Source organism: Vitreimonas sp. (genome assembly GCF_035627415.1).
In the GTDB taxonomy this organism is placed as follows: Bacteria; Pseudomonadota; Alphaproteobacteria; order Caulobacterales; family Aquidulcibacteraceae; genus Vitreimonas.
The window spans coordinates 1-25873 of sequence record NZ_DASPLU010000001.1 but is presented as its reverse complement, the minus strand read 5'-3'; the positions used below and the strand labels follow the sequence as shown (position 1 = coordinate 25873).

29 protein-coding genes are annotated in these 25873 nt (G+C 66.4%); 23 read left to right on the top strand and 6 right to left on the bottom strand.

Going from position 1 to position 25873, the window contains the following annotated elements:
* The first annotated feature begins 87 nt into the window (after positions 1 to 87).
* The 3 genes from VEA80_RS00145 (at position 88) to VEA80_RS00135 (ending at position 3154) form a co-directional block, all read left to right on the top strand.
* A complete protein-coding gene (locus tag VEA80_RS00145; protein ID WP_325058651.1) occupies positions 88 to 1470 on the top strand; it encodes an amidohydrolase in 1383 nt (460 codons plus the stop codon).
* Entirely contained in the window at positions 1467 to 2714 is a 1248-nt protein-coding gene (locus VEA80_RS00140) for an amidohydrolase family protein (RefSeq protein WP_325058650.1), read from the top strand. Before VEA80_RS00145 ends, VEA80_RS00140 begins: the two co-directional genes overlap by 4 nt.
* Before the next feature lie 185 nt (positions 2715 to 2899).
* Entirely contained in the window at positions 2900 to 3154 is a 255-nt protein-coding gene (locus VEA80_RS00135) for a hypothetical protein (protein ID WP_325058649.1), read from the top strand.
* On the opposite strand, the gene ubiG is transcribed toward VEA80_RS00135, so the two are convergent.
* Entirely contained in the window at positions 3110 to 3841 is a 732-nt protein-coding gene (gene ubiG / locus VEA80_RS00130; protein ID WP_325058648.1) for a bifunctional 2-polyprenyl-6-hydroxyphenol methylase/3-demethylubiquinol 3-O-methyltransferase UbiG, read from the bottom strand. The genes VEA80_RS00135 and ubiG overlap by 45 nt on opposite strands.
* Positions 3842 to 3973: 132 nt before the next feature.
* Between ubiG and VEA80_RS00125 the strand changes: the two genes are divergently transcribed.
* The 8 genes from VEA80_RS00125 to VEA80_RS00090 all read left to right on the top strand — a co-directional run bounded on the left by VEA80_RS00125 (position 3974) and on the right by VEA80_RS00090 (position 13075).
* Positions 3974 to 5236: an aspartate kinase gene (locus VEA80_RS00125; protein WP_325058647.1), complete on the top strand. Its 1263-nt coding sequence runs from the start codon at positions 3974 to 3976 to the stop codon at positions 5234 to 5236.
* 34 nt (positions 5237 to 5270) lie between these two features.
* Positions 5271 to 7538, top strand: a complete 2268-nt coding sequence (gene ptsP / locus VEA80_RS00120; protein ID WP_325058646.1) for a phosphoenolpyruvate--protein phosphotransferase — start codon at positions 5271 to 5273, stop codon at positions 7536 to 7538.
* Positions 7539 to 7646: 108 nt separating this feature from the next.
* Complete coding sequence (locus tag VEA80_RS00115) at positions 7647 to 8471, top strand: helix-turn-helix domain-containing protein (RefSeq protein ID WP_325058645.1); 825 nt, start codon at positions 7647 to 7649, stop codon at positions 8469 to 8471.
* Between the two features lie 70 nt (positions 8472 to 8541).
* Positions 8542 to 9681, top strand: a complete 1140-nt coding sequence (gene ispG / locus VEA80_RS00110; RefSeq protein ID WP_325058644.1) for a flavodoxin-dependent (E)-4-hydroxy-3-methylbut-2-enyl-diphosphate synthase — start codon at positions 8542 to 8544, stop codon at positions 9679 to 9681.
* A gap of 2 nt (positions 9682 to 9683) precedes the next feature.
* On the top strand, positions 9684 to 10100 hold the full coding sequence (locus tag VEA80_RS00105) for a hypothetical protein (RefSeq protein WP_325058643.1): 417 nt from the start codon (positions 9684 to 9686) through the stop codon (positions 10098 to 10100).
* 5 nt (positions 10101 to 10105) lie between these two features.
* Positions 10106 to 11197: a peptide chain release factor 1 gene (prfA, locus tag VEA80_RS00100; RefSeq protein WP_325058642.1), complete on the top strand. Its 1092-nt coding sequence runs from the start codon at positions 10106 to 10108 to the stop codon at positions 11195 to 11197.
* Positions 11194 to 12042, top strand: a complete 849-nt coding sequence (gene prmC, locus VEA80_RS00095; RefSeq protein WP_325058641.1) for a peptide chain release factor N(5)-glutamine methyltransferase — start codon at positions 11194 to 11196, stop codon at positions 12040 to 12042. Before prfA ends, prmC begins: the two co-directional genes overlap by 4 nt.
* 313 nt (positions 12043 to 12355) lie before the next feature.
* Complete coding sequence (locus tag VEA80_RS00090) at positions 12356 to 13075, top strand: DUF4167 domain-containing protein (RefSeq protein ID WP_325058640.1); 720 nt, start codon at positions 12356 to 12358, stop codon at positions 13073 to 13075.
* On the opposite strand, the gene VEA80_RS00085 is transcribed toward VEA80_RS00090, so the two are convergent.
* On the bottom strand, positions 13076 to 13762 hold the full coding sequence (locus VEA80_RS00085; RefSeq protein WP_325058639.1) for an alpha/beta hydrolase: 687 nt from the start codon (positions 13760 to 13762) through the stop codon (positions 13076 to 13078).
* 154 nt (positions 13763 to 13916) lie between these two features.
* Here VEA80_RS00085 and VEA80_RS00080 point away from each other — a divergent pair, with 154 nt between their 5' ends.
* Genes VEA80_RS00080 through VEA80_RS00030 form a run of 11 tightly spaced genes read left to right on the top strand, consistent with a single transcriptional unit; the run spans position 13917 to position 21714 of the window.
* Complete coding sequence (locus VEA80_RS00080) at positions 13917 to 14360, top strand: Rrf2 family transcriptional regulator (RefSeq protein WP_325058638.1); 444 nt, start codon at positions 13917 to 13919, stop codon at positions 14358 to 14360.
* 5 nt (positions 14361 to 14365) lie between these two features.
* On the top strand, positions 14366 to 15493 hold the full coding sequence (locus VEA80_RS00075) for a cysteine desulfurase family protein (RefSeq protein ID WP_325058637.1): 1128 nt from the start codon (positions 14366 to 14368) through the stop codon (positions 15491 to 15493).
* Positions 15490 to 16980: a Fe-S cluster assembly protein SufB gene (sufB, locus tag VEA80_RS00070; protein WP_325058636.1), complete on the top strand. Its 1491-nt coding sequence runs from the start codon at positions 15490 to 15492 to the stop codon at positions 16978 to 16980. The genes VEA80_RS00075 and sufB overlap by 4 nt, the downstream gene beginning before the upstream one ends.
* On the top strand, positions 16977 to 17480 hold the full coding sequence (locus VEA80_RS00065) for a hypothetical protein (protein ID WP_325058635.1): 504 nt from the start codon (positions 16977 to 16979) through the stop codon (positions 17478 to 17480). Before sufB ends, VEA80_RS00065 begins: the two co-directional genes overlap by 4 nt.
* Positions 17477 to 17776 (top strand): hypothetical protein, encoded by a 300-nt coding sequence (locus VEA80_RS00060; RefSeq protein ID WP_325058634.1) that lies wholly within the window; start codon positions 17477 to 17479, stop codon positions 17774 to 17776. The genes VEA80_RS00065 and VEA80_RS00060 overlap by 4 nt, the downstream gene beginning before the upstream one ends.
* Positions 17769 to 18515 (top strand): Fe-S cluster assembly ATPase SufC, encoded by a 747-nt coding sequence (gene sufC, locus VEA80_RS00055; protein ID WP_325058633.1) that lies wholly within the window; start codon positions 17769 to 17771, stop codon positions 18513 to 18515. Before VEA80_RS00060 ends, sufC begins: the two co-directional genes overlap by 8 nt.
* Positions 18512 to 19387 carry a SufD family Fe-S cluster assembly protein gene (locus VEA80_RS00050; RefSeq protein WP_325058632.1) on the top strand — a complete coding sequence of 292 codons (876 nt, stop codon included), beginning with the start codon at positions 18512 to 18514 and terminating at the stop codon, positions 19385 to 19387. Before sufC ends, VEA80_RS00050 begins: the two co-directional genes overlap by 4 nt.
* Positions 19384 to 20616 carry a cysteine desulfurase gene (locus VEA80_RS00045; protein ID WP_325058631.1) on the top strand — a complete coding sequence of 411 codons (1233 nt, stop codon included), beginning with the start codon at positions 19384 to 19386 and terminating at the stop codon, positions 20614 to 20616. Before VEA80_RS00050 ends, VEA80_RS00045 begins: the two co-directional genes overlap by 4 nt.
* Before the next feature lie 5 nt (positions 20617 to 20621).
* Entirely contained in the window at positions 20622 to 20975 is a 354-nt protein-coding gene (locus VEA80_RS00040) for an SUF system Fe-S cluster assembly protein (protein ID WP_325058630.1), read from the top strand.
* A gap of 1 nt (position 20976) precedes the next feature.
* Positions 20977 to 21339, top strand: coding sequence for an iron-sulfur cluster assembly accessory protein (locus VEA80_RS00035; RefSeq protein ID WP_325058629.1), 363 nt, complete (start codon positions 20977 to 20979; stop codon positions 21337 to 21339).
* A gap of 3 nt (positions 21340 to 21342) precedes the next feature.
* A complete protein-coding gene (locus VEA80_RS00030) occupies positions 21343 to 21714 on the top strand; it encodes a TfoX/Sxy family protein (RefSeq protein ID WP_325058628.1) in 372 nt (123 codons plus the stop codon).
* Here VEA80_RS00030 and VEA80_RS00025 read toward each other — a convergent pair.
* From VEA80_RS00025 to VEA80_RS00015, 3 genes are all read right to left on the bottom strand, one after another.
* Entirely contained in the window at positions 21711 to 21983 is a 273-nt protein-coding gene (locus VEA80_RS00025; protein ID WP_325058627.1) for a hypothetical protein, read from the bottom strand. The two genes, VEA80_RS00030 and VEA80_RS00025, sit on opposite strands and share 4 nt — an antisense overlap.
* 23 nt (positions 21984 to 22006) lie before the next feature.
* The gene (locus VEA80_RS00020) at positions 22007 to 22792 is read right to left on the bottom strand and encodes an enoyl-CoA hydratase/isomerase (RefSeq protein ID WP_325058626.1); all 786 of its coding nucleotides are present in this window, start codon (positions 22790 to 22792) and stop codon (positions 22007 to 22009) included.
* A 78-nt stretch (positions 22793 to 22870) separates the two neighbouring features.
* On the bottom strand, positions 22871 to 23926 hold the full coding sequence (locus VEA80_RS00015; RefSeq protein WP_325058625.1) for a GGDEF domain-containing protein: 1056 nt from the start codon (positions 23924 to 23926) through the stop codon (positions 22871 to 22873).
* Positions 23927 to 24079: 153 nt separating this feature from the next.
* On the opposite strand from VEA80_RS00015, the gene VEA80_RS00010 reads away from it, so the two are divergent.
* Positions 24080 to 25531: a coniferyl aldehyde dehydrogenase gene (locus tag VEA80_RS00010; protein ID WP_325058624.1), complete on the top strand. Its 1452-nt coding sequence runs from the start codon at positions 24080 to 24082 to the stop codon at positions 25529 to 25531.
* A gap of 62 nt (positions 25532 to 25593) precedes the next feature.
* Here the strand turns inward: VEA80_RS00010 and VEA80_RS00005 are convergent.
* Positions 25594 to 25873, bottom strand: a 280-nt coding sequence (locus VEA80_RS00005; RefSeq protein WP_325058623.1) for a hypothetical protein, incomplete at its 5' end; no start/stop codon positions are given.

Sequence of the window (25873 nt, the reverse complement as noted above, 5' to 3'; positions counted from 1 at the left end):
TCGCAGGATTCTCCCGAAACGCGTGCAAGGCCTTGTCCCGACGCGCACTTTTCTCTCTGATGACGGCGCCTCAAAGGGGGAGGGCTTATGCGTTCGAGATTGCACCCTGTCATCGCGTTGGCCGCGGGGCTTGCCCTGGCCGCTTGCGCCAGCGCGCCGGAGACGGAAGAGGAGGCCGCTGACGAGCGCGCGCCGTTCGCCTCCACCTACGCGCCGCAGCAGTCCACCCCGACCCTGCTGCGCAACGCCACCGTGTTCGACGGCAACGGGGCCGAGCTCGCCAACGCCGACGTGCTGATGCGCGACGGCCGCATCGTCGCTGTCGGCGCGAATCTCTCGGCCGAAGGCGCGACCGTTGTCGATGCGACCGGGCGTTTCGTGACGCCTGGCATCATCGACGCCCATTCTCACCTCGGCGCCTATCCCTCGCCCGGCATCCAGGCGACGTCAGACGGCAACGAGGCAACGCAGCCGAACACGGCCGAAGTCTGGGTCGAGCATTCAGTTTGGCCGCAGGATCCTGGCTTTCAACGCGCTGTCGCCGGCGGCATCACGACGCTGCACGTCTTGCCGGGCTCAGCGAACCTGTTCGGCGGCCGCGGCGTGACGCTGCGCCCGGTGCTCGGCGCGCGCACAGTTCAAGAGATGAAGTTTCCGGACGCGCCGCAATCGTTGAAAATGGCGTGCGGCGAAAATCCCGCGCGCGTCTATGGCGGCCGCAACAGCTCGCCGGCGACCGGCATGGGCAATGTCGCCGGCTATCGCCAAGCCTGGGCGAACGCGCAGCGTTACGCCCGACGCCTCGAAGCTTCGGAAAACGGTGAAGGCGATCCGCCGGATCGCGATCTCGAGCTGGAGACGCTCGCCGGCGTCCTCAACGGCGACATCATTCTGCAATGGCACTGCTACCGGGCCGATGAAATGGCCAACGCGATCGAGATTTCGCGCGAGTTCGATTTCGAGATCGCGGCGTTCCATCACGCCGTCGAGGCCTACAAGATCACTGATCTTCTGGTGGAGAACGATATCTGCGCGGCCATTTGGGCCGATTGGTGGGGTTTCAAGATCGAAGCCTATGACGGCATCCGCGAGAACATTCCGTTCGTGCATGCGGGCGGCGGCTGCGCCGTCGTTCACTCCGACAGCGAAGTCGGCATCCAGCGTCTGAACCAGGAAGCGGCGAAAGCGCTTGCCGACGGCCGCCGCGCCGGATTGGAGATCACGCGCGCCGAAGCGTGGACGTGGCTCTCGCGCAATCCCGCGCGCGCGTTGCGGATCGACGATGAAACCGGAACGCTGGAGCCGGGCCGCCGCGCCGACGTCGTCGTGTGGTCGGCTGATCCGCTCTCGAGCTACGCTGTCGCCGAGCGCGTCTACATGGATGGCGCGCTCGTCTACGAGCGCGGTCAGATCAACGATCGTCCGTCTGACTTCGAACTCGGTCAGGCCTACCGGGGGAGCATGCAATGAGAATCTTGTCTGCACTCCTGATGGCCGCGGCGCTGGCGTCGCCCGCCGCCGCCGAGACTGTCCTTATCCGTGACGGCCGCGTCGTGACGAACGGTTCGGCCGGGACCATCGAGGGCGGTGACGTGCTGATCGTGGACGGCCGCGTCAGCGCGGTCGGCGCGAACATAAGCGCGCCCAACGGCGCGCGCATTGTCGAGGCGAACGGCCGTTACGTCACGCCGGGCGCGTTCGCCGCCATGAGCGAGATCGGCCTGTCGGAGATTTCGGGCTCCGGCGCACCGAACGACGCCGATCTGGACAATGAGGACATCTCCGCCGCGGCGGATGCGGCCCAAGCTTTCAATCCGGCGGTCACGGCAGTGGCGGTTACGCGCATGGAAGGCGTCACCCGCGCGGCGATCGCGCCGTCGAGCACGGACACGATCTTCGGCGGGCGCGGCGCGCTTGTTTCGATGAGCGGCGCCCCGGACAGCCTCTTCCGCCCGAACGCGTTCATGGTGGTCGAACTCGGTGAAACCGGCGCCAACCGCGTCGGCGGTTCGCGCGCGGCGCTGTGGCCGGCGTTCGAGGCGGCGCTCCGGGATGCGCGCGAATACCCGAGCCGCTATCGTAGCGGCCAGGGCGGCGCGGTGCTGAGCGAACTCGATGCTGCCGCGCTGCAGCCGTTCGCGCGCGGACAGGGGCTTTTCCTCGTCCACATCGAAAGCGCCGCCGACATCCGCCGTTTGATCCGGTTCAAGCGCGACAATCCGGGCCTTCGTTTCGCTATTCATGGCGGCGCCGAAGCCTGGCAAGTCGCGGACGAACTGGCGCGGGCCGACATCCCGGTGATCGTCGATCCGCTGTCGAACCTGCCGGACCGGTTCGAGCGGCTGTCGGCGCGTCTCGACAACGCCGCGATCCTCGATCGTGCTGGCGTCACGGTGGCGATCGCACCGGCCCCGGGAACGGTGGACGCCCATCAAGCCCGGCTTGTACTGCAGCTCGCGGGCAACGCCGTGGCCAATGGGATGGATTGGGACTCGGCGTTCGCCGCCGTCTCCCGGACCCCCGCCGAGATCTTCGGGGCCGGCTCGCAAGTGGGCCGGTTGGAGCGCAACTACCGGGCCGACGTCGTGATCTGGGACGGCGATCCGCTGCAGGTCACGAGCGCGCCCGACGCGGTGTTCATCGAAGGCGTGGAGCAGCCGCTCGTCTCCCGCCAGACGCTGCTGCGCGATCGCTATCATCCTTCGCGGCGCTGAACGCGGCCGGGACGAATTTCGTCTTGAGCGCGCGGGTTTCATGACCTTGGTCGTGGAACCCCGCGCAACAGTCGCGTCGGCGCGGCGGCCGGGATAAAAGAACGGTTCCTAGGCCAAGAGAACTAGCTCTTCGGCAGAGGCAAGCATCGCGTGCGCATGCGAAAACACGCAGGCAGGAGGCCGCCATGCGCTATCGCATCGAGTACCTGATCGAAACGACGGACGAATACTCGGTCTGTCAGTCGGGCGAGATCGAAGGCGATCTCGACCGCGTCGAGCTGCAGGCTCGTCTGAACAGCGAAAAGATGAAGCTGGCGCACCAAGCCGGCGGCTTTCAGATCCGCGACTTGATGGACGGCGGCCGCATCGTCGCGCTCGAGTCCTTCGACGATCCGCTAGCGGGCTACTGGCCGGACGCCCACGATCAAGTAATTCATTGAGATGTCGCGGCTGAGCGTCCAGCCCGCGCCCAGCGGCGCGTAACTGATCCCCACAGGCTCCTCCCAGTTCAGCGCGGGCGCGCCGGCGCGGATTTCTTCCGGGGTCACGAGCTTCTCGAAATCATGCGCGCCTTCCGGCGCCCACTTGAGGATGCGTTCTGCGCCGACGATCGCCAGCGCGCGCGCTTTCTGTGTTCTGTTGATCGTCGACAGGATGAGGGCGCCGCCGGGCTTCACGAGCGCGGCGGCGGCCGAAAGGAAGGCGCTCACGTCGGCGACATGCTCGACGATCTCAAGTGCCGTCACGAGATCGAACGTGCGGCCGCGCTTCACGAGCGCTTCGGCGGTGTTCTGCTCGAAGGCGATGTCGAGACCCGCATCCGCCGCATAGGCGCGCGCCGCGCCGATGGCGTCCGGCGCCGCGTCGATCGCCGTGAGCCTTGCGCCCATCCGGACCAGCGGCGCGCTCACCAGACCGCCGCCGCAGCCGAGATCGAGCGCGTCGAGACCGGCCAGCGGGCGCGCCGATTTGGTTCCGAAATGACGCAGCGCGAAGTCGCGGATGAACTGAAGCCGGATGGGGTTGAGCCGATGCAGCGCGCCGAACGGCCCCTTCGGATTCCACCATTCGGCCGCCAGCGCGTTGAATTTCGCGACCTCTGCGGGATCGAGCGTGGTGTCGGACATCGGCTCTGAGATCGTCAAGACAAGCTAAAGGGTCAAGCTGGTATCGCGTCGCGGCGGAGCGTGCTAAGGGCCGCCGGCGGGGCGGCGCTGCCTGCCGTTTCGCGGCTGCAGCAATCCGTTGGCGCGCATTTCATGTCTCGTTTGGTGATGAAGTTTGGTGGCACGTCCGTGGGCGACGTGGACCGCATCGCCCGCGTTGCGCGTCTGGTGGCGGCCGAGCGGAAGGCGGGACGCGGGCTCGCCGTCGTGGTCTCGGCCATGGCCGGCGAGACGGATCGGCTGGTTGGCCTTGCGCGCGGCGCCGCAGGCGAGGGCGGCAACAGCGCGCCGCTCAGCGGCCGCGAATTCGACGACGAATACGATGTCGTAGTCTCCTCCGGCGAGCAGGTGACGACCGGCCTGCTGGCGCTGGCTTTGCGCCGGCTCGGCGTGCCGGCGCGCTCTTGGCAAAATTGGCAGATTCCGATCCGGACCGACGCCGCGCACGCCAAGGCGCGCATTGGCGACATCAGCGAAGGCGACATCGGCGCTTCGATCGATTCCGGCGTGGTCGCTGTGGTTCCAGGCTTCCAGGGCGTTACGGAAGACAGCCGCATCACCACCCTCGGCCGCGGCGGTTCGGACACCTCCGCCGTGGCGCTTGCCGCCGCGCTGAAAGCAGAGCGATGCGACATCTACACGGACGTGGACGGCGTCTACACGACCGATCCGCGCATCGTCGCCAAGGCGCGCCGGCTCGAGAAAATCTCTTACGAAGAAATGCTCGAAATGGCCTCGCTCGGCGCCAAGGTGCTGCAGACGCGCTCGGTCGAACTCGCCTTCGCCAAACGCGTGCCCGTGCGCGTGCTCTCAAGTTTCGTCGAGCCGGGAACGCCGAACACCGGCACGCTCGTATGTCCCGAGGATGAGATCGTGGAAAAGCAAGTCGTTTCCGGCGTCGCCTATTCGCGCGACGAGGCGAAGGTCACGCTGCTGGGCGTCGAGGACCATCCCGGCGTCGCCGCCGACATCTTCGGCCGTCTCGCTGACGCCAACGTTAATGTCGACATGATTGTCCAGAGCGAAGCGCGCCAGGAGGGCCGCCAGAACATCGTTTTCACCTGCCCGGAACGCGACGCCCCGCGCGCCGCCGAAACGATCGAGGCCGCGCGCGAGAAAATCGGCGTGGAGGAGATCCATATCCGCCGCGATGTGGCCAAAGTTTCCGTCATAGGCATCGGCATGCGCAGCCAGGTCGGCGTGGCGCGGACGATGTTCGCAGCGCTTGCGCAAAAGGGCATCAATATCGAGGCGATCGCCACTTCGGAGATCAAAATCTCGGTGCTGATCGACGCGGCCTACACCGAGCTTGCGGTGCGGGCGCTGCACACGGCTTATGGTCTGGACGCAGCCTAAGAAGGCGCGTCGCGATGGAGGACGCTGACGGGCGATGGCAGGTCCGGCCAACATCGGCGGATCCCGGATTCTCCTGCGCAAGCTGCGGGAGATCATGGAGACGGGCGGCGAGGCGCAGCAGCGTCTGGACCGGCTCGTCGCCATGGTCGCCGCGACGATGGTGGCGGACGTCTGCTCGATTTATCTGACGCGCGGCGTCTTCCACGAATTGTTCGCGACGCAGGGCCTCGATCCCTCCGCCGTCCACCGCACCCGTTTGAGGCACGGCGAAGGTCTTGTCGGCCTCGTTGCCGAGACGGCGCAGCCGCTCAACATCGCCGACGCGCCGCACCACGAGCGCTTCGCTTACCGGCCGGAGACGGGCGAAGACCCGTACATGTCGTTCCTCGGCGTCCCAATCGTTCGCTCGGAGCGGACCTTCGGCGTGCTCGTGGTGCAAAACCGCGTCTCGCGCGTCTACGGCGAGGACGAAGTCGAGGCGCTGCAGACTATCGCCATGGTGCTGGCGGAGATGGTCGCCTCCGGCGCCTTCGGCGATCTCTCGGGGCTGGCCGAGGTCGAAGCCCGCGCCAGTCGGCCGGAACTGCTGATCGGCAAGGCTTTTTCCGACGGTCTCGCGATCGGCACCGCGGTTCTGCACGAGCCGCACGCCCCGCTCGGACGGGTGATCGCCGACGATCCGGTTCGCGAGGAGCAACGCCTAGATGCGGCTTTAGCGCAGGTGCGCCAATCTCTGTCGGAGATGATTGAGGGCGACCCCGGCCGCATCTCGGGCGTCTCGCGCGAGGTGCTCGAGACCTTTCGCATGTTGGCGGACGACCCGAGCTGGGAGATCAAGCTGAAGCATGGGGTCCGCGCCGGCCTCTCCGCCGACGCCGCCGTCGAGCGCATCCGCGGCGAACACCGGGCGAAGTTCAACGCCACACGCGATCCATACCTGCGCGAGCGGCTGCATGATCTGGAAGATCTGGACAACCGGCTGCTGCGCGCCCTCGCCGGCGTGGACGGCGGCGCCGCCAAGCAGGTCATGCCCGACGACGCGATCCTGATCGCGCGTGAACTCGGCCCGGCCGAGCTGCTCGATTATGGGGCCGAGCGGTTACGGGGCGTGGCGCTGGAGGAGGGCGCGAACACCAGCCACGCCGCAATCGTCGCGCGCGCTCTTGGCGTACCGATGGTCGGTCTGCTGCCGGGCTTGCTTTCCCGCGTCGAGGCGGGCGACGCTGTCGTGCTCGATGGCGAACGGGGCGAGCTCCGCCTGCGGCCGGAGCCGCAAGTGGTTTCGACCTACCGCCAGCGCATCAGCCTCCGTTCGGCCCGCGCCGCGGAGTTCGCGCGCCTCAGGGATACGCCGGCGGTCACGCGCGACGGCGAGCGGATGACTCTGCTCCTGAATGCCGGTCTCGCTCTCGACGTCCACCATCTCGACGAGGCCGGCGCTGAGGGCATAGGGCTCTTCCGCACCGAGTTTCAGTTCATGGTGTCGGAGACGCTGCCGCGGCTCGAAAGTCAAACGTTGCTCTACCGCGATGTGCTGGAGACGGCGGGCGAGCGGCCGGTCACGTTCCGAACGCTCGATCTCGGCGGGGATAAAGTGCTCCCTTACGTGGCGGCGGAGCGCGAAGAAAACCCGGCGCTTGGTTGGCGCGCAGTCCGGATTGGCCTCGATCGCCCTGTTCTGCTGCGCTACCAATTGCGCGCGCTGATCAGCGCCGCAGCCGGACGACAATTGCGCGTGATGTTCCCGCTGGTGACGACGGTGGCGGAGTTCGACGCGGCGCGGGCGTTGGTGGACCGCGAGCTGGAATGGTGCCGCAAGCATGGGCGAACCGCGCCCGCGCGTGTCGAGGTCGGCGTCATGGTCGAAGCGCCGGCGCTCGCCTGGTCGATCCCGGATTTGAAAGGCCGCGCCGATTTCCTCTCCGTCGGCACCAATGACCTGATGCAGTATTTTTTCGCTGCTGACCGCGGCAACCAGCGCGTCTCCGATCGCTACGACATCTTGAGCGCGCCGGCGCTGCGCTTTCTGCGGCGCATCCGCGAAGACGCTGACGCAGCAGGCCTGCAAATCTCCATCTGCGGCGAAGCGGCCGGGCGCACGCTCGAGGCGATGGCGTTCGCCGCGCTTGGTTATCGCCGGTTGTCGATGCCAGCGTCCGGCATCGGCGCGGTCAAGCGGCTGATCCTCTCGCTTCACGCCGGCGACGCGGCGCAGGCGCTGGACGGCATGCTCAAAGGAAACGGCGACTCCATCCGCGCCGAACTCACAGCTTTCGCGCACGAACGCAGTTACATGCTGTAAAGGGCGTTCGCCGTGCGTTGAGCCACATGCGATTCGAGAATAGGCTAGTTCCGTGGCTGAAAATTTGCCTTTCTTAACGAATGGTCTCTAGGAGGGACCGGCCGGCCGATGTTGCAACCCGCGCCCACCGATCCGCCGACTGAGGACGCCGCGCTCGCGCAGCGTGATCAAGCCGCGCCGCGTGCTGTCCCGGTGTTGGACCCCGCTTGGCGGGCGGGGCGGAAGCTCTCGGAAGCTCGCAGCCAGCTCGGTCTGAGCCTCGATGAGGTGGCGGAGCGCATTCGCGTGCGCAGGGAGTTCCTCGAGGCCCTCGAGGAGATGAACGTCAAGCTGCTGCCGGGGAAAGCTTACGCGCTCGCATTCTTGCGCTCGTACGCGCGCGAACTCGGCATCGACGAAAAGCAGATCGTGGAGCAGTTCCAGACCGAGTCTGCGCTGAGCCGCGAGGACGTGCAGAAGCAGATTCGCAGCCCATCTTCGAAGCCCCATCGTGAGCGTCCCTGGATGGCGGCGGCGGTTTTGGTGTTGCTGGCCGCCAGTTTTGTGGGCTGGCGGGCGCTCAGCCAAAACGAGCCGGTGCGCACCGTAGAGGCGCCGGTGGCCGGCGGAACCGCTGTGCCGGCGCCCCCGGCCATAATGAGCCCGACCGAGCAGCGCGTAGTCGAGATTCGAGCCGTCACGGATGCGTGGCTGGAGGCGCGCGGCCCGGACGGCACCGTGTTCCTTTCGCGCACGTTGCGCGCGGGCGACGTTTACCGTCCCGATCCCAGCCCAGGTTGGACGCTGCACGCGCGCGACGGCGGCGCGTTCGAGCTGTTCGTGAACGGAACTCCGGCGGGTCCGCTGGGAACGGTCGGGATGCCCGTGCTTGGCCGCTCGATCGACGAGATCCGGCCGATGGCGCAGGCGGACCTGGGCGGCCCACGCACCTAACGCCGCAGCTTGCGGCCCTGTTAGCGGCGGCGGCGACGCGCTATCTCGGGGGTCGAAAGGAACTGCCCCTATGGACGGCGCCGCAGGCGATCTTCACCACATCCGGCCCTGGCGCCGGGTCGAGCGGCGAAAGTCGCGCAAGATTCGCGTGGGCTCGGTCGAGATCGGCGGCGATGCGCCGATCGCGGTGCAATCCATGACCAATACGGTGACGGCGGACGCCGCCGCCACCATCGAGCAGATCCGCCAACTGGAAGAGGCCGGCGCCGACATCGTGCGGGTCTCGTGTCCGGACGAGGATTCGACGAAGGCGTTCGCGCAGATCGCGCGGGCGGCGAAGGTCCCGCTCGTCGCCGACATCCATTTTCACTATCGCCGCGCCATCGAAGCCGCCGCAGGGGGCGCCGCGTGCCTGCGCATCAATCCCGGCAATATCGGCAACGCGCAGCGCGTGAGGGAAGTGGTGCAGGCCGCCAAGGATCATGGCTGCTCGATCCGCATCGGCGTCAACGCCGGTTCGCTCGAACAGCATTTGTTGGAAAAATACGGCGAGCCGTGTCCTGAGGCGATGGTGGAGAGCGCGCTCTATCACGCGGCTTTGCTCGAAGACCACGACTTCCGCCACTACAAGATCAGCGTGAAGGCCTCGGACGTGTTTTTGACGGCGGCGGCGTACCACGCCCTGGCGGACGCAACCGAGGCGCCGCTCCACCTTGGCGTCACCGAGGCCGGCGCGTTGCGGACGGGCACGGTGAAGTCTTCGATCGCGATGGGTTCGCTGCTGTGGGCCGGGATCGGTGACACGATCCGCGTCTCTTTGGCCGCAGACCCCGTCGAAGAGGTCAAGGTCGGCAACGACTTGCTGAAGTCGCTCGGTCTGCGCCAACGGGGTGTGACCATCATCGCGTGTCCCTCGTGCGCGCGGCAGGGCTTCAACGTCATCCAGACGGTCGACGAACTGGAAAAGCGCGTCGCCCACATCGCCGAGCCGATCACGCTTTCGATTATCGGTTGCGTCGTGAATGGCCCCGGCGAAGCGTTGATGACCGATCTCGGCTTCACCGGCGGCGGCAAGGGCGCCGGCATGGTGTACGTAGCGGGCAAGGCTGACCACAAGGTCGACAACGCCGCCATGATCGATCATATCGTAGAACTGGTGGAAGACCGGGCGCGGACGCTTCGCGACACCCGCGAGACGGCGAAGGGCTGAGGATGCTGCAGCGGCACCTGCAGGACACGTACGAATACCTGTTCGACACCGCTCATCGGGCGCTGCTCGATGGGGCGTCGTTCGCGCCGTTCGGCGCCGGCATCCGCAAGACCGGTGAACAGATTCACACCAATGTCGATCTGCCGATCGAGCGTTCGGCGCCGACCGATCACATCTCCGGCCTCATCGCCGGTTTCCGCAAGGACGAGGAAGAGAACGGCTTGATCGCAGCGGGCCTCGTGTTCGACGGCCGCGCCCGCAGCGACGACGCGGCGGCGCTCTGCTTTCATATCGAAGCGGCCAACGGCAGCGCGGTCGAAGTCATCGTGCCGTATACGCGTCAGGCGGATTCGCAGATTGCCTTCGCCGAGCCGCAGATTTCCGCGGTGGAGTCGGAAATCTTCACCGAAGTGCAGTGAAGTAGATGTCCGATCTCGCAAGGCTCGAACGCCGCCTCTCGCAGGCGGTCGATCGTTATGAGCGCGTGGAGGCGCGCCTCGCCGCCGCCACCGACGGCGCAGAGATCGTGCGCCTCGGGCAGGAGCACGCCGAACTCAAGCCGCTGGTCGACGCCGTCGCCGCGCTTAACGTGAAGCGCGCTGAGATCGCGAGCCTTGAAGCCATGCTGCGCGATGGCGATGGCGACCGGGAGATGGCGGCGCTCGCCGAGGAAGAGCTCAAGGCCGCCAAGGACGCGCTGCCGGAGCTGGAGCGCGCCGCCCTCCTGCTGCTCGCGCCGAAGGACAAGGACGAGAGCGCCTCCGCCATTATCGAAGTGCGCGCCGGCACAGGCGGCGAGGAAGCGGCTCTGTTCGCCGGCGACCTCTTGCGCATGTATCAGCGTTACGCCAGCCGCCGCGGCTGGCGCTTTGAGCTCGAAGACATTTCCGAGACCGGCATTGGCGGCGTGAAAGAAGCCGTCGCCAGCGTCAGCGGCAAGGGCGTGTTCGGCCGCTTGCGGTTCGAGAGCGGCGTTCACCGCGTGCAGCGGGTGCCGGAAACGGAAGCGGGCGGGCGCATCCACACCTCCGCCGCCACGGTGGCCGTGCTGCCGCAACCGGAGGGCGATGTGGACGTCGTGATCGATGACAAGGACATCCGTATCGACACGATGCGCGCGTCCGGCGCGGGCGGACAACACGTCAACAAAACCGACAGCGCCGTGCGCATCACCCACGTGCCGAGCGGCATCGTCGTCGTCAGCCAGCTCAAGTCGCAACACCAGAACCGGGTGCAGGCGATGAACGTGCTGAAGGCGAAGCTTTACGATCTGGAGCGCGAAAAACGCGATGCGGCGCGCGCGGCCGAACGCAAAGGCCAGATCGGCTCGGGCGACCGCAGCGAGCGCATCCGCACCTACAACTTCCCGCAAGGCCGGGTGACCGACCACCGGATCAATCTCACCGTTTACAATCTGCCCGAAGTGATCGACGGCTCGGGCCTCGAACCAATCCTCGACGCGCTCGCCGCGGAGGATCAGGCGCGCAAGCTGGCGGCGCTGGAGGAGGAGGCGTGACGACGCTCGTCTCGCTGTGGACGGATCTGCGCAAACGGCTCGAAGCCGCCGGCGTCGATACGCCCGTGATTGACGCGCGGCTCTTGCTCGAAGCTGGCGCCGGGGTTCAGCGGCTCGACATCGTGACTGATCCGCGGCGCTCGCTGAGCGATGCGCAAGTGGCCGCCGTCGAAGCGCTCGCGCTGCGGCGCCTCGACCGCGAGCCCATCGGCCACATTCTCGGCCGCAAGGCGTTCTGGACGCTCGATCTCGAGGTCAACGCCGACGTGCTCTCGCCGCGGCCGGAAACCGAGTTGCTGGTCGAGACGGCGCTGGAGATTTTGCCGAAGGATAAACGCGCCCGCGTCCTCGATCTCGGCGTCGGTTCGGGCGCGATCCTACTCGCGATCCTGGCCGAGCGCCCGTTCGCCACCGGCGTGGGGGTCGACATCAGCGACGCCGCGCTCGCAGTGGCGAAGCGCAACGCCGAGAAATTGGGCTTCGCCGACCGCCTCGAACTGCGTTCCGCGAACTGGTGCGAAGGGCTCGCGCATACGTTCGATTTGGTGGTTTCAAATCCGCCGTACATACCGACGGCCGACATCGAAGGCCTGGAACCCGAAGTCGCTCGTTTCGAGCCGCGACCGGCGCTCGATGGCGGCGCTGACGGTCTCGACGCCTACCGCATCATCATTGCCGCGCTGCCGCGCTTGCTGGCTCCCTACGGGGCATTTGCCTTTGAAGTTGGAAGAGGACAGGCGGACGCGGTTCAGGCGCTGGCCCAGGCCGGGGGGCTCGCCACAGAGACGCCGCGGCTCGATCTCGCCGGCATCGCCCGGGTCGTCGCCGGCCGCCGTGCGGCATGAGCGCCGGCTCTGAAAAAACCCTTGGATTGGGTCGCAGGGCGCATTACGTTCTTTATCGGAATCGAAGGCCGACGGGTTCAAGGGGCTGAACCGGCATTGGTTCCATGGCAGGCGCGCTCCGAACGCCGCCGCGGCTTCCTCAGCACGAGGTCAGGACAGGAACGCGGCGCAGGCGCCGGCTCTAACGGCCCGACGAACGGGCGAGTTGGCAAAGCAACTAGGCTTTTTGAAATCAAGGCGCAGGGCGCGGGCACCTTCGGGCGCCCCCTTCAGGCGGACCTCACAGGACCACAGAATGCACGGTGGACATTCCATGAAGCGTCAACGTGGCCGCGGCCGTAGGCCGGGCGGCGGCGGTGGTGGTGGCGGCGGCCATCAGCACGGCAACAATCCGAACCGGACCATGGAGAGCAGCGGCCCGGACACCAAAGTGCGGGGCCCGGCTGCGCACATTCACGAGCGCTATCTGCAGCTCGCGCGCGACGCCGCCTCGTCAGGCGACCGGGTGCTGAGCGAGAACTATCTCCAGCACGCCGACCACTATTTCCGTCTGGTGCGGCAAATGCAGCCGGCGGCCCCGCCGCCTCAAGCAGACCGTTTCGCCGGCGAGCAGGACTTCGAGGGCGATGAGGAGGGTGCGCACGAGAGCGAAACCGCCGAGCGTGGCGAAGCCGTCGCCGCCGAAAGTGGCGAACAGCCGGACGTCGATTTCCCGCAAGGTCAACAGCAGCAATTCGATCGCGGCGAAGGCGAAGGCCGGCGCCGCCGAGGCCGCCGCAACCGCTTCCGCCCAGAGGGCGAGCGCGAAGGCGGCGAAGGACGTGAAGGCGGCGACGAGCAGCGGGCCGAGCGCCGAGAACGCGGCGAAGGCGAGTTCCGCCGCGAGCGGAGCGAAGAGCCCCGCGAACAGCGTGAACCGCGGGAAGCTCGCGAGCCGCGCCGTGAGCGTCAGCCGCGCCAAGAGCGCGAGGAATCTGGCCCGGAGGGGTTCTCCCACGGGCCAAAGCCGGCGTTCCTGCGCAGCGGCGAGTAATCAGCGCTTAGAGGTCGGCGGCCTCGGCGGCGCCGCGAGGCGCCGCTCGAGGTATTCGCGCGACAGCCGCTCCACGTCGGCGAGATGATCTTCGCCCGGATCGCGGCCGCGGAAGAAGTGATCGGCGCCTTCGATCGGGGCGCTGTCGACCTTGATGTTCTTCTGCGTGCGGATGCGGCTGATCACGCGCTCCATATCCTGCGCCGTCGTCACGCTATCGCGGGTGCCGTAAATAATGACGCCCGACGCAGGGCACGGCGCGAGGAACGAGAGGTCGTAGTGGTTCGCCGGCGGGGCGACGGCGATGAAGCCGTCGATCTCCGGGCGGCGCATCAGCAATTGCAGTCCGATCCAGGCGCCGAACGAATAGCCCCCCACCCAGCACTGCTCGGCGTTGGGATTCATGCTCTGCAGGTAATCGAGCGCCGAGGCGGCGTCCGACAATTCGCCCATGCCGTTGTCGAACACGCCTTGGCTGCGGCCAATGCCGCGGAAGTTGAAGCGCAGGACGCCGAAGCCTTTATCCGCGAACAGCTTGTAAAGCTGCACCGTCACCCGATCCTGCATCGAGCCGCCGGCGCGGGGATGGCCGTGCAGGATGAGCGCGATCGGCGCGCCTTCCCGCGACGGCTCCTGGTACCGGCCCTCGACGCGTCCCGCCGCGCCCGGGAAAATCACTTCTGCCATTCAATGCGACCCCAGCCGGCCTGATTATCGTCGGCCGCTAATTCTTGACCAAAACACTCGGGTATCCTAGCTGACAGCTAGGATCGCCTGCCCCCGAAGGGGGCGGCTTCTAGCATGATTTTGGGGGCGTGCGAGGGCGCGGGAAGGGATCGGCATGCGTTTAACCTCGAAAGGCCGTTATGCAGTCATGGCGATGGCGGATCTTGCGCTGCATGGAGGCGACGCGCGGGCCGTACCGCTGCAGGAAGTGGCGCGGCGCCAGGAGATTTCGCTCTCCTATCTGGAGCAGCTTTTTGCGCGCATGCGTCGAGCTGGTCTGGTCGCGGGCGTCCGCGGACCAGGAGGCGGCTACCGTCTCGCCCGCGGTTCCGATTCCATCACCGTGGCGGAGATCATCGCCGCCGTGAACGAGCCGATCAAAGCCACACGCTGCGAGGAAGGCTCGATGAAGAGCTGCCTCGGCCGCAGCGGCCGATGCATCGCCCACGGCCTCTGGCAGGAGATGGGCGATCGCATTCAGGTCTTTCTGGCCTCGGTCTCGTTGGCGGACGTGCTGGAGCAGCGTTTTGACGGCAGCGCGCGCGTCGCTGCGGAATAGGATTGATGACGAAGACGCCGATCTATTGCGACTACAATGCCGGCGCGCCGATCCGAGCGGAAGCGGCGGTGGCGATGTCGCGCGCGCTGGCGCTCGGCGGCAACGCCTCGTCCGTGCATGCATTCGGCCGCCGCATGCGGGCGATGATCGAGGATGCGCGGGAGAAGATCGCAGCCGCGCTGGAGGCTCAGGCCGAGAACATCGTCTTCACCGGCGGCGCCTCGGAGGCGCTGCAACTAGCGCTGACGAGCTCCGGCGCGGCGTCGTTGATCGTCTCCGCTGTCGAACATGACGCTGTGTACGAGCACGCCAAACGTGCGCTCAATGCCGACCATATCGCGCCGGCAGATGAAAACGGCGTGATCAAGCTCGATGAATTGACCGCGTTGTTGGCGGAGGCGCCCAAGCCGGCGCTGCTGGCGCTGCAGCTGGCCAACAATGAGACGGGTGTCATTCAGCCGATTGCGCGCGTCGCCGCGCTCTGCCGCGAGCACGGCGCGCTGCTGCTCGTCGATGCCGCCCAGGCGTTCGGCCGCATCCCGGTCAGCGTCGGCGATCTCGACGCCACCTATCTCGTCGTTTCCAGCCACAAGCTCGGCGGCCCGGCGGGCGCGGGCGCACTCGTTCTCGCCCCTGGCGCGCCGTTCGTGACAACCCGCTTCGGCGGCGGGCAGGAACGCGGCCGTCGGCCAGGCACCGAGAACGGCGCGGCCATCGTCGGCTTCGCCGTCGCCGTGGAATGGGCGCTGCAAGACATGGCTGCGGAAGCGGCGCGCGTGCGTGCGCTGCGCGACCGCTTCGAGGCCGGCCTGCCGGGCGAGAGCGTCGTATTCGGCGCCGGCGCACTGCGCCTGCCGAACACGTCGAACTTCGCTTTGATTGGCCTCAATGCCGAAACCGCAGTGATCGCCATGGATCTGGAGGGCGTAGCGATCAGTTCCGGCGCCGCCTGCTCTTCAGGCAAGGTGCGGTTGAGCCGCGTGCTCGCAGCCATGGGTGTCGGGCCGGATTTGGCCAAGGGCGCCCTACGCGTGAGCTTCGGTCATGAATCAAAGGAAACGGACGTCGACGAAGTGCTGCTGGCGCTGAACAAGATCGCTGCGCGCCGGTCGCTGCAAGGAGCGGCGGCATGACGAGCGCTGTGAAGGATACCATCGACAAGCAAACGGTCGCCGCTGCGCGCGCGCTGGAAGCGGAGAAGTACAAGCACGGTTTCGTCACCGAACTCGAACAGGAGCTCGCGCCGCCGGGGCTGAACGAAGAGATCGTGCGATACATCTCCGCTAAGAAGGGTGAGCCGGATTGGATGCTCACCTGGCGGCTGGAAGCGTTCCGCCGCTGGCTTACGATGGACGAGCCGACCTGGGCGCTCGTGAACTATCCGCCGATCGACTATCAGTCCGCGCGCTACTACGCGGCCCCGAAAAGCGGGGCGAAGTACAAGAGCCTCGACGACGTCGATCCCGAGATCTTGGAGACCTACAAGAAACTCGGCATCCCGCTGCGCGAGCAGGAAGTGCTGCTCGGCGTCGAAGGTGCGCCGAAAGTGGCGGTCGACGCCGTGTTCGACAGCGTCTCGGTGGTGACGACGTTCAAGGAAGAATTGGCCAAGGCCGGCGTCATCTTCTGCTCGATGAGCGAGGCGATCCGCGAGCACGGGGAGCTGGTGAAGCAGTACCTGGGTTCGGTGGTGCCGACCTCGGACAACTTCTTCGCCACTTTGAACAGCGCCGTCTTCTCGGACGGCTCGTTCGTCTACGTGCCGCCTGGCGTGCGCTGCCCGATGGAGCTGTCGACCTATTTCCGCATGAACGCGGAAGGCACGGGGCAATTCGAGCGCACTTTGATCATTGCCGACAAGGGCGCTTACGTCTCCTATCTCGAAGGCTGCACCGCGCCGATGCGGGACGAGAACCAGCTGCACGCGGCCGTCGTCGAACTGGTTGCCCTCGAAGACGCCGAGATCAAGTATTCGACGGTCCAGAATTGGTGGCCGGGCGACGCTGAAGGCAAAGGCGGCATCTACAACTTCGTGACCAAGCGCGGCGACTGCCGCGGTCCGCGCTCGAAGATCAATTGGACCCAGGTCGAAACCGGCTCGGCGATCACCTGGAAGTATCCGAGCTGCATCCTCCGCGGCGACGACAGCGTCGGCGAGTTCTACTCGATCGCAGTCACCAACGGCCGCCAGCAGGCCGACACCGGGACCAAGATGGTGCACTTGGGCAAGAACACGCGCTCGCGCATCATCTCCAAGGGCATCTCAGCGGGCCGCTCGTCGAACGCCTATCGCGGCCTCGTCTCGGCGCACGCGAAGGCCAAAGGCGCCCGCAACTTCACCCAATGCGACTCGCTGTTGATCGGCGATCAGTGCGCTGCGCACACCGTTCCGTACGTCGAAACACGCACGCCGGACGCTCAATTTGAACACGAAGCGACGACGACGAAGCTATCGGACGATCAGCTCTTCTATCTGCGCTCGCGCGGCATTCCGGAGGAGGAAGCCGTCGCGCTGCTCGTCAACGGCTTCGTTCGCGAAGTGCTGCAGAAGCTGCCGATGGAGTTCGCGGTCGAAGCGCAAAAGCTGCTGGAAGTGAGCCTCGAGGGGAGTGTGGGATGAGACTGGTGCGAAACAGCCTCGCGGCTTTGGCGATGGCGCTGACATTGGCGGCATGCGGCCAGGGCCAGCCGAGCGATCAAGACGACGGCAGCGCAATCACGGCGCCCGAGGACGAAGGCGTCCCTGGCGAAGCGCAACGCGAGGAGCTGCCGCCGGTGGACGCTTCTCTCCTGGGCGCGCCGAACGATCTCTTCACCGCGATCGAGCCCAGCGAAGTCGGTGTCTTCGGGGCGCCGAGCGTCATGGAAGCGCTCGATCCGTTGCTCGGACCGGAAGTCACCGAAGGCTCGAGCGTGCACTTAACCGTTCGCGAGGAAGGCGACGGCGCGATCGCCGACATCGTTCGCACCGGGCTGGCGGATGATTCCGTTTCCGCCGGCCACGTGCGCGTCGAATTCCGCCGCGAGCCGGACGGCTGGTATCCCACCAACGCCTATCGCCGCATGCAATGCGCGCGGGGCGCGACGCCAGGCGAATGGACGACGGGGCTCTGCCCATGATGAGCGCGCGGCCCGAATACTGGTTCGCGCGGCGCTTTCCGGTCGGCGACCGGCGCAATGCCTTTGCGCCGGTGCATTGGAAGGGCTTCGTCGCGGCCGGCGTGTTCGTCCTCACATTGCTGATCGGCGGCTTCGCGTTTGCCTGGATGGGCGCGAGCGGCGATCTGATGTGGGGATCGGTCGTGTTCGCCGTCACCGCGTTCGTGTCCGCGGGCTGGTTCATCACGGTTGCGAATGCAAAGGGCGACAAGACGCGCACGGTCGCCGATTACAAGAAAGCGAACTCGCGTGTTTGAAGTCAAAGACCTCCACGTTACGGTCGGCGAGGCCGAGATCATCAAGGGGCTTTCGCTCTCGGTCCCCGCCGGCGAAACGCACGCCATCATGGGCCCCAACGGGTCCGGCAAGTCGACGCTCGCTTACGCGCTGAGCGGCCGTGACGGCTATGAGGTGACCAGCGGTTCGGCGACGCTCGCGGGGAGCGACCTCCTTGCGCTGGCGCCGGAGCAACGCGCGGTGGCGGGCTTGTTCCTTTCGTTTCAGTATCCGGTAGAAATTCCGGGCCTGTCGGCGATCGCGTTCTTGAAAGCCGCTCTGAACGCCCAGCGCGCCGCCCGCGGCGAGCCGCCGATGCCGGCGCCGGAGTTGCTGAAGCTGCTGCGGAGCAAGGCGGACGCGCTGAAGATCGATCAGGAAATGCTGAAGCGGCCCCTGAACGTCGGCTTCTCCGGCGGCGAGAAGAAGCGATTCGAAGCGCTGCAGATGGCGGTGTTGCAGCCGCGCTTCGCCATCTTGGACGAGACGGACTCCGGTCTCGACATCGACGCGCTGCGGATCGTCGCCGAAAACGTCAACGCCTTGCGCGCGCCCGATCGCGCCATGCTGGTGATCACGCACTATCAGCGGCTGCTCGATTACATCAAGCCGGACCGTGTACACGTGCTGGCCCGCGGCCGCATCGTGGCGAGCGGCGGTCCGGACCTCGCGCTCGAACTCGAGCGTGAGGGTTATGACCGCTACCTGAGGGCGGCGTGAGCGATCTCGCCCTTATTCCGACCCGCCGTGTCGAGGCGTGGAAGTACTCCGACCTGCGCGCCGCGCTGGGCGATGAAGCGCCGTTGCTGCGCGACGGCCGCGACATCATCGAGCGCCTCGCGCCGAGCACCGAACGGGGCTTGGTGGCGGCGGGCGAACAGCGTTTTGTGGTCGAGCGCCTGGATCGCGGCGAGCCGACCCTCGCCAGTTCCAGCGAATGGGGCGTCGCCGAAGGCGGGTCGCTGACGCGGGTTGTGATGCAGAGCGCGGACGCGGTGACGCTCTCGATCTGCCGCGTGCATCTCGCGCCGCGCGCACGTTTCCGCCAGTTCGTTCTGGCCGAAGGCGGCAAGCTTGCCAGAATCGAAACCCATGTCGACGTCGCAGGCGCAGAAGCGGAGGTGGAGCTGAACGGGCTCTATCTCTGCAACGGCGGCCGTCACGCCGATCTCACCTCGGTGATCGATCACCGCGAAGTCGGCGGTCAAACGCGCCAGCTCATCAAGGGCGTCGCCCGCAAGCGCGGGCGGGGCGTGTTTCAGGGCAAAATTGTCGTCGAGCGCGGCGCGCAGAAGACGGACGCGCGCCAGTACCATCACGGCATGCTGCTGGAGGAAGGGGCCGAGATCTTCGCCAAGCCCGAACTGATGATTCATGCCGATGACGTCCAATGTGCACACGGCAACACGGCGGGCGGGCTGGACGAGCGCGCGCTCTTCTACATGCGCTCGCGCGGGGTGCCGGAGGCCGAAGCGCGCGCGCTGCTGATCGAGAGCTTCCTGGTTGAAGCGATTCCAAATTCGCTGCCTGAGGACGTGCACAGCGAACTGACGCAGCGCATCCGCGCCTGGCTGAGCGGGGGCGCCGCATGAACGCGCCCCTGATCAAGCGCCCATTCGATGTCGAGGCGATCCGGGCCGATTTCCCGATACTGCAGCGCAGCGTTCATGGCCGGCCGCTGGTCTATTTCGACAACGCCGCCAGCGCGCAGAAGCCGGACGCCGTGATCGAGGCGATGGCGGCAGCCATGCGCGGCAGCTACGCCAATGTGCATCGCGGACTGCACGCCTTGGCGAACGAGACGACGGATGCGTTCGAAGCCGCGCGGCAGACGGTGGCGCGCTATATCGGCGCAGCAAGTCCCGACAGCATCGTCTTCACCAAGGGCGGCACGCAGGCGATCAATATCGTAGCCGCCGGCCTCGACGTTCAGCCCGGTGACGAAATCGTAGTCTCCGTCATGGAACACCACGCCAACATCGTGCCCTGGCACATGCTGCGCGAACGCAAGGGCGCGGTGCTGCGTTGGCTCGACGTCGACGACGACGGCAATATCGATCTTGCCGCGCTCGATGCGCTGATCGGTCCGCGCACGAAGATGGTTGCGCTCACGCACATGTCGAACGTGCTGGCGGCGAAGACGCCGGCGGCTGAGGTCGTTCGGCTCGCACACGCCAAGGGCGTGCCGGTGCTGCTCGACGGCTGTCAGGCGGCGGTGCACATGCGCGTCGATGTCTCGGCGCTCGACGTCGATTTTTACGCTTTTACCGGCCACAAGCTCTACGGGCCTACCGGCATCGGGGTGCTGTACGGCAAGCCTGATCGTCTCGCCGCGCTGCCGCCGTTCGAAGGCGGGGGCGAGATGATCGACATCGTCGCGCAGGACCGGGTCACCTACAATGAACCGCCGCATCGGTTCGAAGCCGGCACGCCGCCGATCCTCGAAGCGATCGGCCTCAAAGCCGCGATCGACTGGTACGAGGCGCAGGACCGCGGCGCGATCGAGACGCATGAGGCGGCGCTCCGCGACTACGCCATGGACGCGCTGCGCGGCCTCAACTGGGTGCAGCTGCACGGCCAGGCGCCGGACAAGGGCGCGATCATCGCGTTTTCGGTCGCGGGGGCGCACCCGCATGATGTGGCGCAGATCCTGGACCGCCAGGGGGTCGCCGTGCGGGCGGGGCATCATTGCGCCCAGCCGCTGATGAAGCGGCTCGGCGTCACCGCCACCGCGCGCGCCAGCTTCGGCTGCTACAATCGGATCGATGAAGTCGATGTGTTTATCGAGGCCTTGCACAAGGCCAGGAAGCTTCTGAGCTAGGAACCATGGACGGCGCTGTTTCTCCCCCGCAGTCGGCGATGAGCCAATCGGAACTCGACCGCATCACCGACGATCTGGTGATGCAGTTCAAGACCGTGTTCGACCCGGAGATCCCGGTCGACATCTACGAACTGGGTCTCATCTATAAAGTCGACATCAACGATGAAGGTTTCGTCGATCTCGAGATGACGCTGACGGCGCCGGGCTGCCCGGTGGCCGGTGAGATGCCGGGCTGGGTGGAGGCTGCGGCGCGGAAGGTGAAGGGCGTTACAGGCGCCAAGGTGAACCTCGTGTTCGATCCGCCGTGGACGCCGGCGCGGATGAGCGATGAGGCCAAACTCGAACTGAATATGCTCTGACATGACCAGACGACCGAGACCAAAGATCGTGACGCTCACCGACGCCGCCGCAGCGCGCGTACAAGAGATCATGACCCAAGGCGGCAAGCCCTATTTGCGCGTGGGCGTGGTCAATGGCGGCTGCGCGGGGATGGAATACGCGTTGGACTACGCCGAGGCGCCGGAGGCGTTCGACGAACTGGTGGAAGACAAGGGCGTGCGCATTCTGGTGAAGGCGGACGCCGTGATGTTCCTGCTGGGTTCGGTGATCGACTACGAGACGACGCGGCTCGCTTCGCGGTTCGTCTTCCGCAATCCGAACCAGACCGACGCCTGCGGCTGCGGCGAGAGCGTCACCATCGAACCGGCAAAGCTGGAAAGCTGATCGATGGCCGAAAACAGCTTCCACGATTTCGTGCGCGAGCTGTTCGAGGGCGTCGCGCCGGTGCAGATCAAGCGAATGTTCGGTGGGGCGGGCGGTTACGCCGACGGCGTGATGTTCCTGCTGCTGGCCGACGACGTGATCTATCTCAAGGCCGATGACACGCTGAAGGCGGAACTGCGCGAGGCTGGCAGCGGGCCGTTCGTGTGGACGCCGGAGAACGGTCCGCGTGCGGGCGAGAAGATCGAGATGGGCTATTGGCGTTTGCCGGACTCCGCGCTCGACGACGCCGACGAAGCCGCAAGCTGGGGCCGCAAGGCGCTCGCGGTGGCGAAGGCGAAAGCCGGCGCCAAACCGAGGCGGAAGCGCAAGGCTTAGAAATCCGGCGTGCCGTCCTTGTCGAGGTCGCGCGCGTTTTCGGCCCAGCCCGTGTCCGGGTCTTCCTGCGCTACGCCGAGCCAACGAGCCAACGGCGTGCTGCGCCAATCGGACATGCCGCCGATGCCGAGCACGATCAGTGTCGACGGAAGCAGGATGGCGGCGAGCACGGCCAGCGATCGGAAGCCGTGCGACGCCTTGATCTCGGCCCACGTGCCGCCTTCCAGCCAGATGCGGATCGGCTCCAGCAGCCACGCCAACTCTTGCATGCGGAGAGGCTAGCAAGTCGCGGTTAAGTCCCTTTGAAGTTGGCCGGCCGCTTGGCGAAGAAAGCCTGCACGCCTTCGCGGAAATCTTCGGAGAGGCCGGCCTCGCGCTGCGCCTGCCGCTCGGCGCGCAATTGCTCGTCCCAGCTGTTGTCGAGCGAAGCCCACGCCAGGCGGCGGATCAAGCCGAGCGCCTTGGGGCCGTTCGCCAGCTCTGTCGCGAGCGCTTTCGCGACCGGCAACAGCTCCGCGTCGGACACGCAGCGGTTGACCAGGCCCCATTCCAGAGCGGTCTTTGCGGGGATCTTGTCGCCCAGCAGCATCATTTCCATGGCCCGGGCGCGGCCGATCATGCGCGGCAGGTGATAGGTGGCGCTGCCGTCGGGAACGAGGCCGATGCGACGGAAGGCCTGGAGGAAATAGGCGCTTTCGCCGGCGACGATCAGATCGCCGAGCAGCGCGAACGAGCAGCCGATGCCGGCGGCGACGCCGTTCACCGCGGTGACGTACGGAATCGGCAGATCGCGAAGCAGACCGACGAAAGGATTGAACGTTTGCTCCAGGCGCATGCCGAGGTCGGGCTTGCCGTCTGCATCGAGCGGGGGGGCGCCGCTAGCGAGGTTGGCGCCGGAGGAGAAGCCGCGGCCTTCGCCGGTGAGCACGACGCAGCGCGCTTCGGCGCTGGCGCGCGTGAACGCGTCCGTGAGCTCGTCGGTCATCTCGACGGAGATCGCGTTCAACGTCGCGGGATCGGCCAAAGTGATCAGTGCCACGCCGTCTGCAAGTTCGTACCTGATCTTGCCGTACGCCATCGCCCATCTCCGCTCTGCTGCGGGGACGGAGCTTAACAGCGCTCGCGGGCTGTAGGATAGATTTCCCTGGGGAGAGCGCTACGCCACGTAAAGCACGGGCGTGGCGTCGGTCGTCACCTGATTGCGGCCGTTGCGCTTGGAGGCGTAGAGGCAGGCGTCGGCGCGCTCGACGAGGCCTTGTGGCGTATCGCCGGGCTGTAGCCGCGCTATCCCTACGGACACTGTGACTTGTCCTAGGTCTTCGTTGGTCGAGCGCCGGCGCAGACGCTTGGCCTGGATCGCGGCGCGCAGCGCTTCGGCCGTCTGCGCGGCGATGCGGGCGTTCACGCGCGGCATGATCACGGCGAATTCCTCGCCGCCGTGGCGCGCCACCAGGAAGTCGGGCCGGGCGTGCGCCTGCAGCGCGCTGGCGAGGAAGCGCAGGATCTGGTCGCCGGTGTGATGGCCCCAGGTGTCGTTGAAGCGCTTGAAATGATCGATGTCGCAAAGCAGCAGGCAGATTTCGGTGCGCTGGGCCCGCGCTTCGTCGATCCGCATGCGCAGCGTCTCGTCGAACATGCGGCGATTGGCGAGACCGGTGAGGCTGTCGGTCAGCGATTCGACGCGCACCGATTCGAGGCTCGCCCGCAGCGTTTCGATTTCGCGCGAAGAGCGCTGCAGCTGCTGGTTCAGTTGCTGGTTGTGGCTGGCCATATCGAGCGTCGCCGCGGCGAGGCTGGAGACCACCTGGCGAATCTGATCGGGCCCGAGGCCGCTGTTGAGATCGGTCGCTGCGCTTTCCAGGGTCCGGCCGTAGCTGCCGCTCTTCTCTTCGGTCTGCTTCAGGAGCGAGAGCACCTGGCCCAGGTCCCGGGCGATCTGCTCGCCGGTCAGCAGAATCTGGGCCGAGGCGCCAAGCCCGGTGAAGAATCGCTCGTGAATTTGCGCATTGAACTCGGACGTGAAGCTGTCGCCGCCCGCTATACGGGAGTCGATCGCCTCCCGGAGCGCGGCGTTGCGGCCGAGGCGATAGGCCAGCCAGACCTCGTAATTGTCGCTGGTCGGCGGCACGCCATGGAGCCGCATCAAGTCCAGCGTCTCCTGCGCGACCGCTTCGCCGCCAGGGCCCTTCATCAATGTCTCTTGCTCGGTCACGCGCCGCGATTCCGTTTGAGGCCTCATCTGGACGCTACGAGCGAGGATATGGACGAGTGGTAAATTCGGCTGCCCGGTCGGAAATAATTTGGTAATTGCGCTTACGTGGGCGTCAGGGGCTAAGCTGGCGTCGCCATGCAGGGAGCGCCGCCCATGAACAAGCCCGTCGATCCTGAAATCGAGGAAGCCAAGGCCCGCATGCGGGCGATCCTCGACATCCAGAAGCGCGCCAACATCGCCAAGGGCCCGCCGGATCAGCGCCTCCGGCGCGACCGGCTCACGCGTTGCATCGATCTGCTGCTGACGCACAAGGATGATTTCGTTGAGGCAATGAACGCCGATTTCGGCGCGCGCTCGCGCGACATGACGATGCTCACGGATATCGCCGGGGCGATCAATCCGCTGAAAAGCGCACGGGCCAATCTCGAAACCTGGATGAAGCCGCAGAAGCGCAAGGTGACGCCGGCGGCTTTGGCCGTGTTCGGCGCGCGGGCCGAGGTGCGCTACCAGCCCAAGGGCGTGGTCGGGATCATCTCGCCGTGGAATTTCCCGGTGCAGCTCTCGTTCGACGCAATCGCCGGCGCGCTGGCGGCGGGCAATCGGGTGATGCTGAAGCCGTCCGAGTTCACGCCGGCGACCTCGGCGCTGATGGCGCAGACGCTCGATCTCTATTTCGACGAAGACGAGATCGCCGTCATTCTCGGCGGACCCGATGTCGGCGCCGCCTTTGCCGGGCTTCCGTTCGATCATCTCATCTTCACGGGTGCGACCAACGTCGCCCGCCATGTCATGCGCGCCGCCGCCGACAACCTGACGCCGGTGACGCTCGAACTCGGCGGCAAATCGCCGGTCGTGATAGGCCGCAGCGCCGATATGGCCAAGACCGCCGCTCGGGTGATGACCGGCAAGACCATGAACGCCGGCCAGATCTGCCTTGCGCCGGATTACGTGCTGGCGCCGAAGGAAAACGTCGACGGCTTCGTCAACGAAGCCAAGAACGCCGTCGCCAAGATGTATCCGACGATCAAAGACAACGGCGATTACACCGCGATCATCAATCAGCGTCATTACGATCGCATTCGCGGCTTGATCAGCGATGCGAAGCAGAAAGGCGCCGAGATCGTCGAGATCAATCCGGCGAACGAGGACTTCAGCCAGCAGGAGCACCGCAAGATTCCGCCCACTTTGATCGTCGGCGCGACCGACGAGATGGGCGTGATGCAGGAGGAGATTTTCGGCCCGGTGCTGCCGATCCGCACCTACACCGCGGTCGAGGAAAGCATCGCCGAGATCAATGCGCGGCCGCGTCCGCTGGCGATCTATTATTTCGGCGACGACAGCGCCGAGAGCGAAGCGCTGCTCGCGCGCACGCATTCGGGCGGCGTCACCATCAACGACGTGATCTTCCACGTGACCCAAGACGATCTGCCATTCGGCGGCGTCGGACCTTCGGGTATGGGCGCTTATCACGGGCATCGCGGCTTCCTCGAGTTCAGCCATGAGAAGGCGGTCTATCGTCAGATCAGCGGCGAACTGCTTGCGATGATGCGCCCGCCCTATGGCGAGACGTTCCGGAAGCAGGTGAATGCGCGGCTGAAGCCGTAGTCGGGATTGGGGATTGGGTGTTCGGGATTGGGGACGCGCGACAACGTTCAGCGCGCGCGTGTTCAGCGCCGCCGCTCCCAATCCCCAAAACCCAATCCCCCCAATGGGAGGCGGGGCGCGCGATCCGCGCTGAGTAGTCTCTTTAGGATGCGCCGGTTGTCTCCAACCAACGCCGCGCGCTTCGCGCGCCCCGTTCGCCGATCGTTTTTCCCGGCTTGGGAGGAGGAGTTGTAGAACGCCGCGTCGCCGCGGCTCGCCTCCTGCACGATGGAATGCGGACGCGCCTCTTCACACCAGGCCGTATCCGCTCCGACGCAACCCGCCATCGACGGATGGCGTCTC